The sequence below is a fragment of the Ferrovibrio sp. genome (assembly GCF_002796975.1).
Lineage (GTDB): Bacteria > Pseudomonadota > Alphaproteobacteria > Ferrovibrionales > Ferrovibrionaceae > Ferrovibrio.
The window spans coordinates 199,900-216,594 of the sequence record NZ_PEKV01000009.1; the positions used below are offsets into that span (position 1 = coordinate 199,900).

Below are 16,695 nucleotides of genomic sequence, written 5' to 3' on the forward strand. Positions count from 1 at the left end.
CTTCTCTCCAGCCTGACCGGAACCGGCCTTGCTCGCGAATATTGTCATCCAGTTCATGAACGGCCTTGCCGGCGCATCGTCGCTGTTTCTGGTCGCCGCCGGCCTCTCGATTATTTTCGGTGTCAGCCGCATCGTGAATTTCGCCCATGGCTCGCTCTACATGCTGGGTGTCTATCTGGCTTATATGCTGGTCGAATTCTTCGGCCGCAGCAGCATCTTCGGCTTCTGGGGCGGCGTGCTGATGGCGGCGCTCTGTGTCGGCCTGATCGGCGTGGTGATCGAGATTGTCGTGCTGCGCCGCATCTATCGCGCCCCTGAATTGTTCCAGCTGCTTGCCACTTTTGCGCTCGTTCTCGTGATCAAGGATGCCGCACTCTATATCTGGGGCGCGGAAGATCTGGTCGGCCCACGCGCCGCCGGCCTGCGCGGTGCCGTCGAAATCCTCGGCAAGCGTTTCCCGCAATACGACCTCGCGCTGATCGCCATCGGTCCGGTCGTGCTCGGCCTGCTCTGGCTTTTGATGAACCGCACGCGCTGGGGCACGCTGGTACGCGCCGCCACGCAGGACCGCGAAATGGTCGGCGCGCTCGGCGTCAATCAGAGCGGTCTCTTCACGGGCGTGTTCTTCCTCGGCGCATTTCTCGCCGGCCTGGGCGGTGCCGTGCAACTGCCACGCGAGCCGGCCCAGCTGGCACTCGATATCACTGTAATTTCGGACGCCTTCGTGGTCGTCGTGGTCGGCGGCATGGGCTCGATCGGCGGTGCCTTCCTGGCGGCTTTGCTGATCGCGCAGGCCAAGGCCTTCTGTATCGGTATTGGCGACGTGAGCATCTTCGGCACAGTATTCTCCTTCAGCAAATTCACCCTGGTGGTCGAGTTCGTCATTATGGCCGTCGTGCTGGTGGTGCGCCCGTGGGGCCTGCTAGGCAAGCAGCAGGGCACACAGCGCGGCACCTTCATGGTCGAGCCGCCGCTTTATCCGCTCAACCGGAATTTCTGGCTCGCTGTTCTGGCTGTGGTCGTGCTGCTCGGCCTGGTGCCGTTTGGCGGTGACGGCTATCTGCTGGTACTGCTGATCGACATCGCCGTCTTCGCGCTGTTCGCCGTCACGCTGCATTTCCTGATGGGCCCGTCCGGCATGGTCAGCTTCGGCCATGCCGCCTATTTCGGGCTGGGCTGCTATGGCGCGGCGCTGGCGCTGCTCAAGCTCAAGCTGCCGATGGAACTGGCGCTGTTCGCGGCGCCCTTGGCTGGCGGTCTGGGCGCGTTGGTATTCGGCTGGTTCTGCGTGCGGCTCTCCGGCGTCTATCTCGCCATGCTGACTCTGGCCTTTGCGCAGATCGCCTGGTCGGTGATCTACCAGTGGGATGCCTTCACCGGTGGCTCGAATGGCCTTGTCGGCCTGTGGCCCAGCGAATGGCTGAAGGACCGCACGGTCTTCTATGCCTTTGCGCTGCTGCTCTGCATCGGCGGCATCCTGTTCCTCTGGCGCGTGGTGCATGCACCCTTCGGCTATGCGCTGCGGGCCGGGCGCGATTCCGCGCTGCGCGCCGATGCCATCGGAATCAATGTGCGCCGTTTCCAGTGGTTCGGCTTCACGCTGGCGGGCACCTTCGCCGGTCTGGCCGGCGGGCTCTTCGCTTTCTCCAAGGGCAGCATCTCGCCCGAGACGCTCGCCGTGCCGCGGTCGGTCGATGGTCTTGTCATGGTGCTGCTCGGCGGCGTGCAGACGTTGACCGGTCCGGTCGCGGGCGCGGCGGTCTTCACCTGGTTGCAGGATTCGATTGCACGCAATACCGAATACTGGCGCGCCATCCTCGGCCTGACCATTCTGGTGATCGTGTTGGCCTTCCCGCAGGGCATTGCGGGCTTCACTAAGCAGGTGGCCACGCGCATCGGCGTGATGCGCAGGGAGGCCGCGTGATGACCGTCCTCTCTGTCAGCAACCTCTCCAAAGCCTTCGGCGGCGTGAAGGCCGTGCAGGATGTGGCCTTCAGTGTTGCGGCTGGAGAATTGCTTGCTCTGATCGGGCCGAACGGCGCCGGCAAGAGCACCTGCTTCAACATGCTGAACGGCCAGCTCAGGCCCGATAGCGGCATTGTCAACCTGCTGGGCCGCAGCCTGGTCGGCATGAAGCCGCGCGACATTTGGCGGCTCGGCGTTGGCCGTACCTTCCAGATCACGGCGACCTTCAACTCGATGACGGTGCGCGAGAACATCCAGATGGCGCTGCTGTCGCACCACAATGCGCTGCTATCCCTGTGGAAGTCGGCCAACGAGATGTATCTCGACGAGGCGATGGTGCTGCTCGACCGTGTCGGCATGGCCGACCAGAGCGAGCGGCCCTGCGGTATCCTGGCCTACGGCGACATCAAGCGGGTGGAGCTGGCGATTGCGCTGGCCAATCAGCCCAAACTGCTGCTGATGGATGAGCCGACTGCCGGCATGGCGCCGAATGAGCGCGTCAACCTGATGGCGCTGACGGCGAGGCTGGCGCGGCAGGACAATATCGCCGTGCTGTTCACCGAACATGACATGGATGTGGTCTTCGCTCAGGCTGACCGTATCATCGTACTCAATCGCGGCAGGTTGATCGCCGAAGGCAGCCCGATGGAGGTGCGCGCCAATCCGGAGGTGCAGGCAGTCTATCTCGGCAGCGGCGTCACCTATGCGGGAGGCCATTGACATGCTGACCGTCGAAGGCCTCAACACCTATTACGGCCGCGCACATATCCTGTCCGACTTGGCGCTCAAGGCCACGGCCGGCGAAGTCGTCGTGCTGCTGGGCCGCAATGGCGCGGGCAAATCTACCACGATGAAATCGGTGATTGGCCTGGTGCCGGCCGAGACCGGCGGGATCACTTTCGATGGCGCGCGCATCGATCGCCAGTCGCCGCACCGTATTGCCCGGCTGGGTCTGGGTTATGTGCCCGAAGATCGCCGCATCTTCACGGATCTCAATGTGATGGAGAATCTGGAAGTCGGCCGGCAGAAGCCGCGCGATGGCGCGCCGACCTGGACGCCGGAACGCCTGTTCGAGTTGTTCCCCAATCTCGGCAATATGAAGGATCGCCCCGGCGGTCGCATGTCGGGCGGCGAACAGCAGATGCTCACCATCGCCCGCACGCTGATGGGCAATCCCCGCCTGATCCTGCTGGATGAGCCCTCGGAAGGCCTGGCGCCGGTGATCGTCGAGCAGATGGCGCGCACGATTCTGCAGCTGAAGGCCGAGGGTCTCTGCGTGCTGCTTTCGGAGCAAAACCTGCATTTCGCTCAGATGGTGGCAGATCGCGCCTACATCATCGAGAAGGGCCGTATCCGCTATTCGGGTACGATGGCCGAACTTGCCACCGACGCGGCGGTGCGTGAACAGTATCTGTCGGTATGAGGTAGATTATGGGCTGGATTGTCGGAATCGATGTCGGCGGTACTTTCACCGACCTGATCGGCATCGAACCCCAGCTGGGCAAGGTGGCACTGGCGAAGGTGCCGACTACGCTCGATAACCAGGCCTTCGGCGTGCTCGGCGCGTTGGAGAAGGGCGATATTGCGCTCGCCCAGACCGACACTATCGTGCATGGCACCACGACAACCACCAATGCGTTGCTGGAGCGCAAGGTGGCGAAGATCGGGCTTATCACCACGAAAGGCTTCCGTGACAGCCTTGAACTCGGCCGTCGCACCCGGCCGCAGCCCTATGGCCTGACCGGCCATTTCGAGCCGCTGGTGCCGCGTCAGTGGCGGCTGGAAGTGCCCGAGCGCATGGATGCCGACGGCGATGTGGTCATCGCGCTGGACGAAGCAGCGGTGCGTGCCGCGGCTGAGCAGCTGAAGGCGGCTGGCTGTGAAGCGCTGGTGATCCATTTCCTGCACAGCTACATCAATCCGAGCCACGAAAAACGCGCGCTGGAAATCGCGGCCGAGGTCTGGCCGAACGGCTATATCACCGCTGGCCATCAGCTGCTGTCGGAATACCGCGAATACGAACGCGGCACGACGGCCTGCGTGAATGCATCCGTGCAGCCGGTGCTGCACCGCTATATCGAGCGGCTGAACGGCGAGCTGAAGGGCAAGGGCTTCGGGCGGGATCTTCTCGTCATGCAGGGCAATGGCGGCACGATTGCGGCCGGCATCGTCGCTGAAGCGGCTGTGAATACCGTGATGTCGGGGCCTGCGTCCGGCGTGATGGCGGCAGCCTACACCGCGCGCGCCGCCGGCTTGCCCAATGTGATCACCTACGATATGGGCGGCACCTCGTCGGATGTCGGCCTGATCCAGGATGGCGTGCCGCAGGTCTCGTCGGAACTGGAACTCGAATACGCCATGCCGATTCATGTCCCGATGGTGGATGTGCATACCATCGGTGCCGGCGGCGGTTCGATTGCCTTCATCAATGAAGCCGGCATGCTGCAGGTCGGTCCGGAAAGTGCCGGCGCGCGGCCGGGCCCGATCTGCTACGGACGCGGCGGCACGCGCCCGACGATTACCGACGCCAACCTGGTGCTCGGCCGTCTCAATCCCGATGGGCTGCTGGCGGTCGACAGCAAGGTATCGCTGCAGGATGTGAAAGACGCCATCGATCGCGATGTCGGCAAGCCGCTCGGCCTGAAGACCGACGAGGCGGCCGCCGCCATTCTTCGTATTGCCAATGACAAGATGGCTGGCGCGATCCGCATGGTGTCGCTCAGCCGTGGCCATGATCCGCGCGACTTCGCCCTGTTCGCCTTTGGCGGCGCCGGGCCGCTGCATTCGGCGGCGTTGGCGCGCGAACTCGGCATTCCCAAACTGCTGATCCCGGCCCGGCCGGGCATCACCAATGCGCTGGGCTGTGTGGTGGCCGATCTGCGCCATGACTATGTGAAGACCGTCAACAAGCCGCTCTCGGTGCTGGAAGACGGGCTGGTCGACAAGGTGCTGGCCGAACAGGTCGCCGAGGGCAAGGCGACAATCGAACGCGATGGCGTTGATGTCGACGAGGTGCAGGTGCTGCACACCGCCGACATGCAGTTCCAGGGCCAGAGTCATCTGCTCACGGTGGCAGTGAACGATCCGAAGATCGGCCGCGATGCGCTGCAGCAAGCCTTCGAGGAGGCCTACTGGCAGCGTTTCGAGGTCGAACTGCCCGAGATCCGCGCCGTGCTGGTCAATCTCCATACCGCCGTGATCGGCCGTCGTCCGCAACTGTCGCTGGATCGCCTGCTGTCGGCTGAACCCGCGAAGGATGTTGCTGGCGCGAAGAAGGGCAGCCGGAGCGTTTGGTACGAAGCCGGCGGCTGGCAGGACACGCCGGTCTATGACCGCGAGCGGCTGCCGCGCAATGTCGGTTTTGCCGGTCCGGCCATTCTGGAACAGCTCGACACCACCGTAGTGATCGAACCCGGCAACCAAGTGAATGTCGATAAGCTCGGCAACCTGATCGTCAGCGTGACAGCGGAGTAAGACGATGACAAAGAAGCCCATCGACCCTGTCACCCTCGTTGTCATCCAGAACGGCCTGCAGCAGGTCTGCAATGAGATGGACCTGGCCTTCTGTCGCGCCGCCTTTTCGCCGGTGATCTCGGAGGCACTCGACCGCTCCGACGGCATCTATCATGGCGAGACCGGCGAACTGATTGCACAGGGCGAACTTGGCTTGCCGGTTTTTGTCGGCACTATGCAGTTCTCGACGCAGGCCGTGATCGAACGTGCGCACAAGACGCCCTTGCTAGCGCCGAAGCCCGGCGATGTCTATATCGTCAACGATCCCTATCTGGGCGGCACCCATCTGATGGATGTGCGCTTCGTGAAGCCCTTCTTCTACAAGGGCAAGCTGTTTTCCTGGCTGTCTAATACCGGGCATTGGCCAGATATCGGCGGCATGGTGCCGGGCGGCTTCTCGGCCAATGCCACCGAAGTAGAGCAGGAGGGTCTGCGCCTGCCGCCGGTGAAGCTCTACAAGGAAGGCAAGCTGGACGAGGAAATCCTCTCCATCATCCTGAGCAATATCCGCATCGCCGACCAGCGCATCGGTGACATCAAGGCCCAGGCGGCAGCGCTGACCATCGGGGAGAAGCGGCTGACCGCCTTGCTGGATCGCTACAGCGCCGATGTGGTGGAGCAGGCCATCGAGGAGCTGAAGCAGCGCGCCAGCCAGCAGATGCGCGCCCGCATCCGCACCATTCCCGATGGCGTCTATCTCGGTGAGGCCATCGTCGATTCCGATGGTGTGGTGGATGAGCCACTGGTCATCAAGATGAAGGTGACCAAGGCTGGCGAGGAAATGCATTTCGATATGACGGGTTCCAGCCCGCCATGCAAAGGCCCGATGAACAGCGTGATCGCGACAACCTATTCGTCGATCTACCTGGCCGTGAAGCATATATTCCCGGATGTACCGATCAATGCCGGTACGTTTGAGCCCCTGAAGGTGCTCGATCCGCATGGCACATTCCTGTATGCGAAGTATCCGCGCCCGGTTTCGGGCTGTGCTGCCGAAGTCAGTCAGCGCATCGCCGAGGCGGTGTTCAATGCATTGGTGCAGGCGATGCCCGACCGGCTGTTCGCCGCGCCGGCCGGCACGTCGGGCAATCTGGCGCTCGGCGGCTACGATCCCAAGCGCGACCGCAGTTATGTGATGTATGTGATCTCCGGTGGCGGCTATGGCGGCTGGCATGGCGGCGATGGCATCAGCAACGGCTGCTCGACCATCGGTATTTCCAAGACCACGCCGATCGAGGTGATGGAACAGTATTATCCGGTGCTGTTCGAGGAATACTCGCTGCACGAAGGTTCCGGCGGCGCCGGAGAGCATCGCGGCGGTTTTGGTGTGAACTACACGATCCGTTTGCGCCGGGGCGAGGCGCGCGCCTCGATGGTGATGGACCATGGCCGCAGCGGTCCGCGCGGCGTGCTGGGCGGCGAGGACGGCGGCCTCAATACCGTGCGGGTCGAAACCGCGAGGGGCAGTTACGTGCCGCCGCATCTGTCCAAGGACCAGGATATCGAGATCGCGGTGGGCGATCGCCTGCATGTCTCGACTCCCGGCGGCGGTGGCTATGGTGATCCGGCCCGGCGCGATCCGGCCGATGTGGCCCGCGACCTCGAACGCGGTTACTACACGGCCGAGCAGATCAAGGCGCGATTTGGTGTTGTCCCATCGGTGAAATCCGCCGCCGAATAGCGTTACACTCCAGCCCATGTTGGCAGAGATGCTGGTATGGGTGGGAACACAGGCGAGTAAACCGGCGCGGCAGCTGGGTTATGCCCGCGCCGCCGTCAGCCTGTGGTCGCGCCGCCGCCGCTGGACCCGCGAATGGGCCGAGCATGAAGCCAATACCCGCGATTTTGCGCTGAAGACGGCGGACGCCTGTCGTCACCTCGATACAGTCTGGCTGCTGGGTGGCGGCACGCTGTCCGACCTGCCGCTCGCTGAGCTGAGCGGATTGTTCAAACGCGTGCTGGTCTTCGATATCGCCTGGCTGCCGCAGGCGCGCGCTTTGGCCCGGCGCTGGCCGAACGTGGAATTGCGGCTCGCCGATGTTTCTGGCGTGGTGCTGCCGCTGTCGGAATGGCGGCTCGGTATGCCGCTGCCGATCCCGACTGCCGAGGCGATGAAGGAACTCGATCCGGTGCCACCCGATTGTGTGCTGTCGCTCAACCTGTTGTCGCAGCTGCCGCTGCTGCCGATGGAATATGTGCAGCGCCAGGGCATGACGATGCAGTCAGCGGAAACGTTCGGTCGTGCCATTCTGCAGGCGCATCTGCAGGGTCTGCAGGATTTTACCTGTCCGGTCGGGCTGACTGCCGATGCGCGCCGTATCTGGCGCAGCCGGGCGGGAGAGATTGTACTGAGCGAAAGCGCGGTGCTGGGCGTGAAGCTGCCGGCACCGGAAAAAACCTGGCACTGGCCGGTGGCGCCGCGCGGCGAGATCGATAACGAGACCGGACTGGAGATCACGGTGGAAGCGTCGCGGCTGAATGCCTAGCTGGTCTTTTTCACCAGATGAACAGATTCGATGACGAAGCCGCGTTCAGGCGGGAATTTGCGCATGATGGTGCGGCGTACTTCGTCTTCGCCGGCGCCGTTCAGTTCGACGTAATTGATCTCGCCCCATTTGTCGTCGAGCTGGCGGTGCTTCTCGCCCATCATATGGGCGCGGCGCACTTCTGAATTGTAGATGCCGATACTGAAGGTCTTGGTATTGGTCTCCTGCGCTACAGCTTCGCTCGCCAGCTTTTCCAGCTTGGTGACCTGGGCTTCCAGTTCGAGTTTCTGCTTGGTCAGTTCGGCGATTTTCTGCTGGGCATTTTTGGACAGCTTCTCCAGCTCGTCCATGCGCTGGCCACGTCGCACCACTTCGGCCGAACTCCACTCATAGGCACTAACCTGCCTTTTGTGCTGCGCGATCAGCTGCAGCACAATAAAGGTGGCGCCGGGCACGCCAATCAGCATCGCCCCCATGATCAGCCAGAAGCTACCCATAAGCTTCTCTTAGCGGACCGCTGATTTTCGTACAAGATACTGAAATAGCGGCCAAAGTCCGTAACCCGCAAAACCGTGGCGGGTGCCGCGACGGTATGTTAACGGCTTGACCCCGCCGGGCAGGGCGGTTAATAAGCGGCTTCCTGTGGCGGGGGTAGCTCAGTTGGTTAGAGCACCAGATTGTGGCTCTGGGGGTCGCGGGTTCAAGTCCCGTTCCTCGCCCCAAATTCTAAAGGCCGGTCAATAGCTTAGCTGTTGGCTGGCCTTTTCCTTTTCAGGCTCTGGTTCACGCCGCCGGCAATCGCTCGCGCAGCACCCGTTTCAGCAGCTTGCCATTGGCATTCCGGGGCAGTGGTTCATCCAGCAGGGTGAAGGTCTCAGGCACCTTGTAGTCGGCCAGCCGCCCGGCGCAGAAGTCTTTCAGATCCGACTCGGTGACCGCACTATCCCTGCGGGCGACAAAAGCATGCACCCGCTCGCCCAGCACCGGGCAGGGGCGGGCGATGATGGCGCTTTCCAGCACGCCCGCATGGTGGCTCAGCACATTTTCCACCTCGACCGAGAAGACCTTGTAGCCGCCGCGGTTGATCATGTCCTTCACGCGGTCGAAGACGCGCACGAAGCCATCGGCATCGATCGAGCCGATATCGCCCGAATGCCAGAAACCGGCGGTGAATTCACGCGCCGTGGCGTCGGGGTTGTTCCAGTAGCCCGGCACCACCATAGGTCCGCGGATCCAGATCTCGCCGGTTTCGCCGCGTGGGACTTCGCGGCCCCCGGCATCCACGACAATCACCTCGGCGCAGGGCGCTTCCAGCCCCACGCTGTCGGAATGCGATGCGCTTTTCTCGGGCGGCAGCATCGTGGTGGGCGAGGTGGTCTCGGTGGCGCCATAGGCGTTCATCAGGCCGAGCTGCGGCAGCTTCTGCGCCAGCGCGGCAATCGTGGCCTGCGGCATCGGCGCACCGCCATAGCCGCCGACGCGCCAGCTCGACAGATCATGCAGGTCGAAATCCGGCTGCAGCAGGCAGAGATTGTACATCGCCGGCACCATGATGGTGTGCGTCAGCCTTTCACGTGCTGCCAGCGGCAGGAACTCGCGTGCCTTGAATTCCGGCACCATGATCACCGCGCCGCCGCCCTGCCAGGCGGTGACGATGATGGCGATCAGTCCGGTGACATGGCTGGCCGGCACCGCCAGCAGCGAACGGTCGGCCGGCGTCAGTCCCATGCAATACTGAAAATGCAGCGCGGAATGCACGATGTTGAAATGTGCCAGCATCGCGCCTTTCGGCCGGCCGGTGGTGCCGGAGGTATAGAGGATGACGGCGGTGTTTTCCTCGGCCGGATCTGCTGCGGCCGGTATGCCGTCATCCTTCTGCAGAACGGCGAAAGGCTGCGATCCCACACCATCACCGCCGATTGCAAAGCGATGTCGCAACTTCGGCAGCTCCGCACTGGCTGGCAGACGGTCGGTCAGATCTGCTTCATGCACCAGCAAAGCGGCGCCGCAATGATCGAGGATGTACGCGATCTCCGGCGTCTGCAGCCGCGTACCAAGCGGCACGCAGATCGCGCCGATATGCAGACAGGCGAGCAGGGTGGTGACGAACTCGACGCGGTTGCCCAGCAGCATGCCGACGCGGTCACCGGCTTTGATCCCGGCCGCGAGGAGCCCGGCGGCAACACGATCCGATTCCGCCGCCAGTTGCCGATAGGTCAGGCGGATGTCGCCGGCGACCAACGCCTCGTTGTCGGGATGACGGGCGAGGGTGGCGGTGAAGATGCCGTAGGTGTGGCTCGGCCGGTCGGCAAAGCAGCGCACCACCCGGTCGTCGAAATGCGCCTCGCTGCGGATCGGAATTGACGAACCAAGATCCCAGGCCATGCCAGATGTTCCTCCCGTTACGGTCAATATTCGAACCATCCTCCATGAGTATCAAGGTCTTAATTAAGGTTGTGCCTTTCGGATTGACTTGGTTGCGCTTATCTGGAAATTCTGAGGTTAGGCGGGTTGCGCCGGTGCCGTGAGTCGCAGGAACCCAGACATGGCCGTCACCACCATCGGCGTGAAGATCGACGAAGACCTCAAGGCCCGGCTGAAACGTGCCGCCGACGGCATCGGGCGTTCGCCGCACTGGCTGATCAAGCAGAGCATCTTCTCCGTGCTGGAGCGCGTCGAGCGCGGCGAGGCACTGAACGAACTGCTCGCCCCGGCCATCGACGTAACGGACGTGCCGTCCGCGCCCGATACACCGCTTCCGCCGTTTCTGGAGTTTGCCCAGACGGTGCAGCCACAGAGCGTGTTGCGGGCAAAGATCACCGCCGCCTATCGCCGGCCCGAAACCGAATGCCTGCCGCTGCTGATTGCCGAGGCCACGCTGCCCAAACCGGTGACGACGGAGGCGCGCGACCTGGCGCGGAAACTCGTCGAGGCATTGCGGGATAAAAGCCAGTCGGGTGGCGTCGAGGGGCTGATCCACGAATATTCGCTGTCCAGCCAGGAAGGCGTGGCGCTGATGTGCCTGGCCGAGGCATTGCTGCGCATCCCCGACCGGGCCACGCGCGACGCGCTGATCCGCGACAAGATCGGCGATGGCGACTGGGAGGCGCATCTCGGCCACAGCCCGTCGCTGTTCGTCAATGCCGCCACCTGGGGATTGCTGATCACCGGTCGTCTGACCAGCACCAGCAGCGGCAAGTCGCTGTCTACTTCGCTGACCAGGCTGATCGCGCGCGGCGGCGAGCCGCTGATTCGCAAGGGCGTCGATATCGCCATGCGTATGATGGGCGAGCAGTTCGTCACCGGCCAGACGATTGCTGAGGCGCTGGCCAACAGCCGGCAGTGGGAAGCGCAAGGCTTCCGCTATTCCTACGACATGCTGGGCGAGGCGGCGGCGACGGCCACCGATGCGCAGCGCTATTACGTCGATTACGAACAGGCGATCCACGCCATAGGCAAGGCGGCGGCCAAGCGCGGCATCTACGACGGGCCGGGCATCTCGGTCAAACTTTCGGCGCTGCATCCGCGCTACAACCGCGCCAATCTGGAGCGCGTGAAGGCCGAGCTGCTGCCGCGCCTCAAGACACTGACGCTACTGGCGCGGCGCTACGATATCGGCCTCAATATCGATGCCGAGGAGGCCGATCGCCTCGAAATCTCACTCGACCTGCTGGAAAGCCTCTGCTTCGATCCTGAACTGGCCGGCTGGAACGGTATCGGTTTCGTGGTGCAGGCATACCAGAAGCGCGCGCCCTTCGTGATCGAATGGCTGATCGACCTAGCGCGACGCAGCGGCCATCGCATCATGGTGCGGCTGGTGAAGGGCGCCTACTGGGACAGCGAGATCAAACGCGCACAGGTCGATGGCCTCGAAGGCTTCCCGGTCTATACGCGCAAGATCCATACCGACGTGTCGTATCTCGCCTGCGCCCGCAAGTTGCTGGCCGCGCCCGATGCGGTCTTTCCGCAATTCGCCACGCATAACGCGCAGACACTGGCGACGATCCATGCGATGGCTGGCGCGAATTACTATCCCGGACAGTATGAATTCCAGTGCCTGCATGGCATGGGCGAGCCGCTTTATGAGGAAGTGGTTGGCCGCGAAAAACTCAATCGACCGTGCCGCATTTATGCGCCGGTCGGTACGCATGAAACCCTGCTGGCCTATCTGGTGCGCCGCCTGCTCGAGAACGGCGCCAACACCTCTTTCGTCAACCAGATCGCCGACAAGGACGTCGCGCTCGACCGCCTGATCGCCGATCCGGTCGAGTCGGCAAAGGCGATACAGCCGCTTGGCGCATCGCATCCGAAAATCGCGCAGCCGCGTGACATCCTCGGCGAGCGTCGCAATTCTTCCGGCATCGATCTTTCGAACGAACAGCAGCTCGCCTCGCTGTCGGCCGCCTTGCTTTCCAGCGCGGACCGACCGTGGCGCGCCATGCCGCTGCTGGCAGACGGGCCTGCAGACGGCGAGGGCGTCGCGCTGCGCAATCCGGCCAACCGCAACGACATCGTCGGCAAGGTAACCGAAGCCACGCCCGCACAGGCTGGGCGTGCCGTCGATCATGCTGTCGCTGCGGCGCCGATCTGGCAGTCGACGCCGCCGGCCGAGCGCGCACAATGTCTCCTGCGCGCCGCCGATTTGCTGGAAAGCCGCATGCCGCTGTTGTTGGGCCTGATCGTGCGCGAGGCCGGCAAGTCGCTGCCGAATGCCATCGGCGAGGTGCGGGAGGCGGTGGATTTCCTGCGCTACTACGCCGCCGAAATCGAAGGCTACTCCAGCGACACGCATCGCCCGCTCGGGGCCATCGTCTGCATCAGCCCGTGGAATTTTCCGCTGGCGATTTTCACCGGCCAAGTGGCAGCGGCGCTGGCCGCCGGCAACGTCGTGCTGGCCAAGCCGGCCGAAGAAACCCCGCTGATCGCCGCGCAGGCCGTGCAGATCCTGCATGAAGCCGGTGTGCCGATGGGCGCAGTGCAGCTTTTGCCTGGTGACGGCCGCATCGGCGCGGCACTGGTGGGCGACCCGCGCATTCGCGGCGTGATGTTCACCGGCTCCACCGAAGTGGCGCGTCTGATCCAGAAGCAGCTCGCCAATCGCCTGCTGCCGGACGGTCGCCCGGTGCCGCTGATCGCCGAAACCGGTGGGCTGAATGCGATGATCGTCGATTCCTCGGCTTTGCCCGAACAGGTGGTGGCCGATGTGCTGGCCTCCGCCTTTGACTCGGCCGGTCAGCGCTGCTCGGCGCTCCGCGTCCTCTGCATTCAGGAAGACGTTGCCGACCGCATGCTCACCATGCTCAAGGGTGGCCTGGCAGAATTGTCGATGGGGTCGCCGGATCGTTTGTCGGTAGACGTAGGCCCGGTGATCACGCCGGCGGCGCAGCAGACTATTCTCACGCATATCGAGGCGATGCGCGCGAAGAAATGCCGTACCGAACAGCTGCCACTGCCGGCCTCGGCGCGGCATGGAACATTTGTGTCGCCGACCATTATCGAACTGGCGAAACTGTCGGATCTCAAGGCCGAAGTCTTCGCTCCGGTGCTGCATGTGGTGCGCTACAGGCGGCAGGAGCTTGATGCCCTGATCGATACGATCAACGCCTCCGGCTACGGCCTTACCTTCGGCCTGCACAGCCGGATTGATGAAACCATCGCCCACGTCGTGCAACGCGTCGAAGCCGGCAATCTCTATGTGAACCGCAACATCATCGGCGCTGTAGTGGGCGTGCAGCCTTTCGGCGGTCACGGCCTGTCGGGCACCGGGCCGAAAGCCGGCGGACCGCTTTACCTGCGCCGCCTGCTTTCGGCTGTACCGCCTGTCGATCTCAAGGGTACCGGCAATCCAGTGATGGACTCTTACATCGCCTGGCTTGAGGGCAGGGGTTTGACGGCCGAGGCGCAGCGCTGCCGCGATTATGCTGAGCGCAGCCCGCTCGGCTTCAGCCGCGAATTGCCGGGCCCAGTGGGCGAGCGGAATACCTATGCCCTGTTGCCGCGTGGCGTGCTGCACTGCATGGCGCGGAGTCAGTCGGGCCTGCTGCTGCAGGTCGGTGCAGCCTTTGCGACCGGAAACCGCGTCGCGCTGTCGGAAGGTGCCACTCATGCCGGCGTATTCGACACGTTGCCGCCAGATCTCCGGACGCTGGTCGGCTGGCAGGTCGGCGGCGAGCAGATTTCGGCCGTGCTCTATGAAGGCGATGGCGATGCCCTGACCGGCATTGCCGCCGCGCTGGCAGACAGCAGGCAGCAGGTGGTGCCGGTTTACGCTGCGTTGTCGCCGGCGGAAGACTACCCGCTGGAATGGCTGGTGACGGAACGTTCGATCAGCACCAACACGGCTGCGGCTGGCGGCAACGCCAGTCTGATGAGTATTGGCTGATGAGCATCGGTTAAGCATTTCACGGGTTGCCTTCGCCACCTGTTGCGCCACAATGGTGTAAGCAGGTGGAGGACGCGCAATGACCAGGGAAATTGGACAGGTACCGCTGCACGGCGTCGACCAACTCGCGGCGCAGATTCCCGATGGCGCCAAGATCGCCGTGCCGCCGGATTATTCCGGCGTTGCCATGGCGCTGACCCGCGCCATGATCCGCCGGGGTCTGCGTGACCTGCATGTCATCTGCGTGCCGATCTCGGGCCTGCAGGTCGAGATGCTGGCCGGCGCCGGCTGCCTTGGCACGGTAGAGACCTCGGCGATCACGCTGGGCGAATACGGCACGGCGCATCGTTTCCAGGCCGCGCTGAAAGCCGGCGCCTTCCGCATGCTGGATGCCACGTGTCCGGCTGTGCATGCCGCCATTCAAGCTGGCGGAAAGGGCATTCCCTTCATGCCGCTGCGCGGTCTGCTCGGCACCGACCTGCTGAAACACAGGCCCGACTGGACTGTGATCGACAATCCCTTCTCGAAAGACGAAGACCCGGTCGTGCTACTGCCGGCGATCCGGCCTGACTTTGCGATCTTCCATGCGCCCTTTGCCGACCGCAATGGCAATGTCTTCATCGGTCGCCGCCGCGAACTGGTCGCGATGGCGCATGCCGCGACGCAGTCGCTGGTGACGGTGGAGGAAATCCGCGACGTCGACCTGCTCGCTTCGGAGGAAACCGCCGCCGGCACGCTGACCGGTGCATACATCGGGGGCATCGCCGAAGCGCCGCGCGGCGCCTGGCCGATCAAGCTGTGGGACATCTATGACTATGACGAAGACCATCTGAAGCTCTATGGCGAGATGGCGCGCACCGCCGATGGTTTCACGCGCTATTGCGATCAGTTCGTGCAGGACCAGAAGGCGGCAGAGTAAAATGGACTTCAGCCGTCAGGAACTTCTCATCACCACGATTGCCCGGCTGCTGCATGGCTGCCGGCTGGTTGCCACTGGTGCCTCCTCACCGATTCCGGGCGCCGGTGCTTTGCTGGCCCGCGCGCAGTCGAATGGCAAGATGCGCGTCAACGTGCTGGGCAGCGTGCGCAACGATTTTCTCTGCGATGGCGGCGTCGAATTATTCGATCTGGCTGGGCAGGGCCGGCTCGATGCGTTTTTCCTCGGCGGCGGCCAGATCGACGGCGAGGCCAATATCAACCTCGTCGGGGCGGGTGGCGAATATCCGCAGACGGCTGTGCGCTGGCCCGGCTCGTTCGGCTCAGGCTACCTCTATTATCTGGTGCCGCGCGTGATCCTGTTCCGTGAGGAACATACCCGCCGCGTGCTGGTGCCCAGGGTGGATTTCATTTCCTCCGCCGGCCCGAAGAATGACGGCACATACCGTCCTGGCGGACCGATCGGGCTGCTGACCAATCTCTGCTGGTTCGCTTTCGACCGCAGCAAACGCCGCTTCCGGCTGGAGAGTCTGCATCCCGGTCACAGCGTCGAGGAAGTGCGCGACAATACCGGTTTTGAATTTGATTGTCCCGACAGTGTGCCGTTCACAGTGGCACCGGATGCCGCCACATTGGCGCTGCTGCGCACGCGCATCGCCGCCGAGATTGCCGAAACCTATCCGCGTTTCGTCGCGCAGGTCTTTCCGGACCTCGCGGCGGCCGGCGATTAAGGTTCGCGCAGCCAGATCTGCGTGCGCCCCAGGATCGGCGTGCCGATGAAACCGCGCAGCCGCAGCTTCTGCCCGGCCTCAGTCAGCGTCGCCTTGGCGTTGTAGATTTTGCCGTTCTTCGGATCGAGCACGCTGCCGCTGGCCCATTCGTTGGCGCCATCGGGTTTGAGGCCCCAGAGGAAAGTCATGCCGATCACCGGCTTGTCCTTGCGTTCGCCCTCGCAGGCTTCACAGACCGGATCGGGCTTTTCATCGGGCCGATAAAAGATCTGCAGGATGCGGCCCTGCAACTCGCCGTTTACTTCGGTGATCTCGACAATGCTGCGCGGCGCATTGGTCTCGTCATCGATGGTCTTCCATTTGCCGGTCAGGCTGCCGGCCTGGGCCATGGCCATGAGCGGTACGAGTGCCAGAGCGAGGGCAACCATAATAATATTGCGCATGAGCATCTCCCTGGACGGAACAATGGCATAATTTTACGGTTTGGCGAATTCCCGGCCCCCGACAAACTGTTATAGAGTGACCGGAAGCACAGGAGGTTCGGCATGAGCGAACAAACGACCGGCTCCCGCTTCCGTCTCGGCGTCGGCGCCGCGGAAGACTGGCGCATGGCGGTGGATGGCAGCCTGCTGCAACTCATGCCGCTGGCAGACAGCGCCAATGTCGGCTTCGTTTATGTCAG

13 protein-coding genes and 1 tRNA gene (1 of these 14 only partly in view) are annotated in these 16,695 nt (G+C 63.4%); 11 read left to right on the top strand and 3 right to left on the bottom strand.

Going from position 1 to position 16,695, the window contains the following annotated elements; genetic code table 11:
* The first annotated feature begins 28 nt into the window (after nt 1-28).
* The 6 genes from CTR53_RS11615 to CTR53_RS11640 are packed head-to-tail and all read left to right on the top strand — an operon-like array spanning nt 29 to nt 7,964.
* Entirely contained in the window at nt 29-1,924 is a 1,896-nt protein-coding gene (locus tag CTR53_RS11615) for an ABC transporter permease (RefSeq protein WP_367158968.1), read from the top strand.
* Nucleotides 1,924-2,685 (top strand): ABC transporter ATP-binding protein, encoded by a 762-nt coding sequence (locus CTR53_RS11620; protein ID WP_290813184.1) that lies wholly within the window; start codon nt 1,924-1,926, stop codon nt 2,683-2,685. Before CTR53_RS11615 ends, CTR53_RS11620 begins: the two co-directional genes overlap by 1 nt.
* 1 nt (nt 2,686) lies before the next feature.
* Nucleotides 2,687-3,388, top strand: coding sequence for an ABC transporter ATP-binding protein (locus tag CTR53_RS11625; protein ID WP_290813187.1), 702 nt, complete (start codon nt 2,687-2,689; stop codon nt 3,386-3,388).
* A gap of 8 nt (nt 3,389-3,396) precedes the next feature.
* The gene (locus CTR53_RS11630) at nt 3,397-5,439 is read left to right on the top strand and encodes a hydantoinase/oxoprolinase family protein (RefSeq protein WP_290813190.1); all 2,043 of its coding nucleotides are present in this window, start codon (nt 3,397-3,399) and stop codon (nt 5,437-5,439) included.
* A gap of 4 nt (nt 5,440-5,443) precedes the next feature.
* A complete protein-coding gene (locus CTR53_RS11635; RefSeq protein WP_290813193.1) occupies nt 5,444-7,159 on the top strand; it encodes a hydantoinase B/oxoprolinase family protein in 1,716 nt (571 codons plus the stop codon).
* 28 nt (nt 7,160-7,187) lie between these two features.
* A complete protein-coding gene (locus CTR53_RS11640) occupies nt 7,188-7,964 on the top strand; it encodes a hypothetical protein (RefSeq protein ID WP_290813196.1) in 777 nt (258 codons plus the stop codon).
* Here the strand turns inward: CTR53_RS11640 and CTR53_RS11645 are convergent.
* Nucleotides 7,961-8,461: a hypothetical protein gene (locus tag CTR53_RS11645; protein ID WP_290813199.1), complete on the bottom strand. Its 501-nt coding sequence runs from the start codon at nt 8,459-8,461 to the stop codon at nt 7,961-7,963. The two genes, CTR53_RS11640 and CTR53_RS11645, sit on opposite strands and share 4 nt — an antisense overlap.
* A gap of 148 nt (nt 8,462-8,609) precedes the next feature.
* On the opposite strand from CTR53_RS11645, the gene CTR53_RS11650 reads away from it, so the two are divergent.
* Nucleotides 8,610-8,686: transfer RNA gene (locus CTR53_RS11650), tRNA-His, on the top strand.
* 61 nt (nt 8,687-8,747) lie between these two features.
* Here the strand turns inward: CTR53_RS11650 and CTR53_RS11655 are convergent.
* Nucleotides 8,748-10,349 carry a class I adenylate-forming enzyme family protein gene (locus CTR53_RS11655; RefSeq protein ID WP_290813201.1) on the bottom strand — a complete coding sequence of 534 codons (1,602 nt, stop codon included), beginning with the start codon at nt 10,347-10,349 and terminating at the stop codon, nt 8,748-8,750.
* Nucleotides 10,350-10,509: 160 nt separating this feature from the next.
* Between CTR53_RS11655 and putA the strand changes: the two genes are divergently transcribed.
* The 3 genes from putA to CTR53_RS11670 all read left to right on the top strand — a co-directional run bounded on the left by putA (nt 10,510) and on the right by CTR53_RS11670 (nt 16,013).
* Nucleotides 10,510-14,346 (top strand): trifunctional transcriptional regulator/proline dehydrogenase/L-glutamate gamma-semialdehyde dehydrogenase, encoded by a 3,837-nt coding sequence (gene putA / locus CTR53_RS11660; RefSeq protein WP_290813204.1) that lies wholly within the window; start codon nt 10,510-10,512, stop codon nt 14,344-14,346.
* A gap of 79 nt (nt 14,347-14,425) precedes the next feature.
* On the top strand, nt 14,426-15,265 hold the full coding sequence (locus CTR53_RS11665) for a CoA transferase subunit A (RefSeq protein ID WP_290813207.1): 840 nt from the start codon (nt 14,426-14,428) through the stop codon (nt 15,263-15,265).
* Between the two features lies 1 nt (nt 15,266).
* Nucleotides 15,267-16,013 (top strand): CoA-transferase, encoded by a 747-nt coding sequence (locus CTR53_RS11670; RefSeq protein WP_290813209.1) that lies wholly within the window; start codon nt 15,267-15,269, stop codon nt 16,011-16,013.
* Here CTR53_RS11670 and CTR53_RS11675 read toward each other — a convergent pair.
* A complete protein-coding gene (locus tag CTR53_RS11675) occupies nt 16,010-16,456 on the bottom strand; it encodes a DUF2147 domain-containing protein (protein ID WP_290813212.1) in 447 nt (148 codons plus the stop codon). The two genes, CTR53_RS11670 and CTR53_RS11675, sit on opposite strands and share 4 nt — an antisense overlap.
* A 232-nt stretch (nt 16,457-16,688) precedes the next feature.
* On the opposite strand from CTR53_RS11675, the gene CTR53_RS11680 reads away from it, so the two are divergent.
* Nucleotides 16,689-16,695, top strand: the 5' portion of a protein-coding gene (locus CTR53_RS11680) for an FIST C-terminal domain-containing protein (RefSeq protein WP_290813215.1). Its footprint extends 818 nt past the window's final position; only the first 7 of its 825 coding nucleotides appear in the window; the start codon lies at nt 16,689-16,691; the stop codon falls past the right edge of the window.

Bases quoted from the DNA above. Each gene is read 5' to 3' on its own strand.
- CTR53_RS11640 (WP_290813196.1), top strand. From the start codon at position 7,188: ATGCTGGTATGGGTGGGAACACAGGCGAGTAAACCGGCGCGGCAGCTG.
- CTR53_RS11665 (WP_290813207.1), top strand. From the start codon at position 14,426: ATGACCAGGGAAATTGGACAGGTACCGCTGCACGGCGTCGACCAACTC.
- CTR53_RS11655 (WP_290813201.1), bottom strand. From the start codon at position 10,349: ATGGCCTGGGATCTTGGTTCGTCAATTCCGATCCGCAGCGAGGCGCAT.
- CTR53_RS11620 (WP_290813184.1), top strand. From the start codon at position 1,924: ATGACCGTCCTCTCTGTCAGCAACCTCTCCAAAGCCTTCGGCGGCGTG.
- CTR53_RS11625 (WP_290813187.1), top strand. From the start codon at position 2,687: ATGCTGACCGTCGAAGGCCTCAACACCTATTACGGCCGCGCACATATC.
- CTR53_RS11635 (WP_290813193.1), top strand. From the start codon at position 5,444: ATGACAAAGAAGCCCATCGACCCTGTCACCCTCGTTGTCATCCAGAAC.
- CTR53_RS11675 (WP_290813212.1), bottom strand. From the start codon at position 16,456: ATGCGCAATATTATTATGGTTGCCCTCGCTCTGGCACTCGTACCGCTC.
- CTR53_RS11630 (WP_290813190.1), top strand. From the start codon at position 3,397: ATGGGCTGGATTGTCGGAATCGATGTCGGCGGTACTTTCACCGACCTG.
- putA (WP_290813204.1), top strand. From the start codon at position 10,510: ATGGCCGTCACCACCATCGGCGTGAAGATCGACGAAGACCTCAAGGCC.
- CTR53_RS11645 (WP_290813199.1), bottom strand. From the start codon at position 8,461: ATGGGTAGCTTCTGGCTGATCATGGGGGCGATGCTGATTGGCGTGCCC.
- CTR53_RS11670 (WP_290813209.1), top strand. From the start codon at position 15,267: ATGGACTTCAGCCGTCAGGAACTTCTCATCACCACGATTGCCCGGCTG.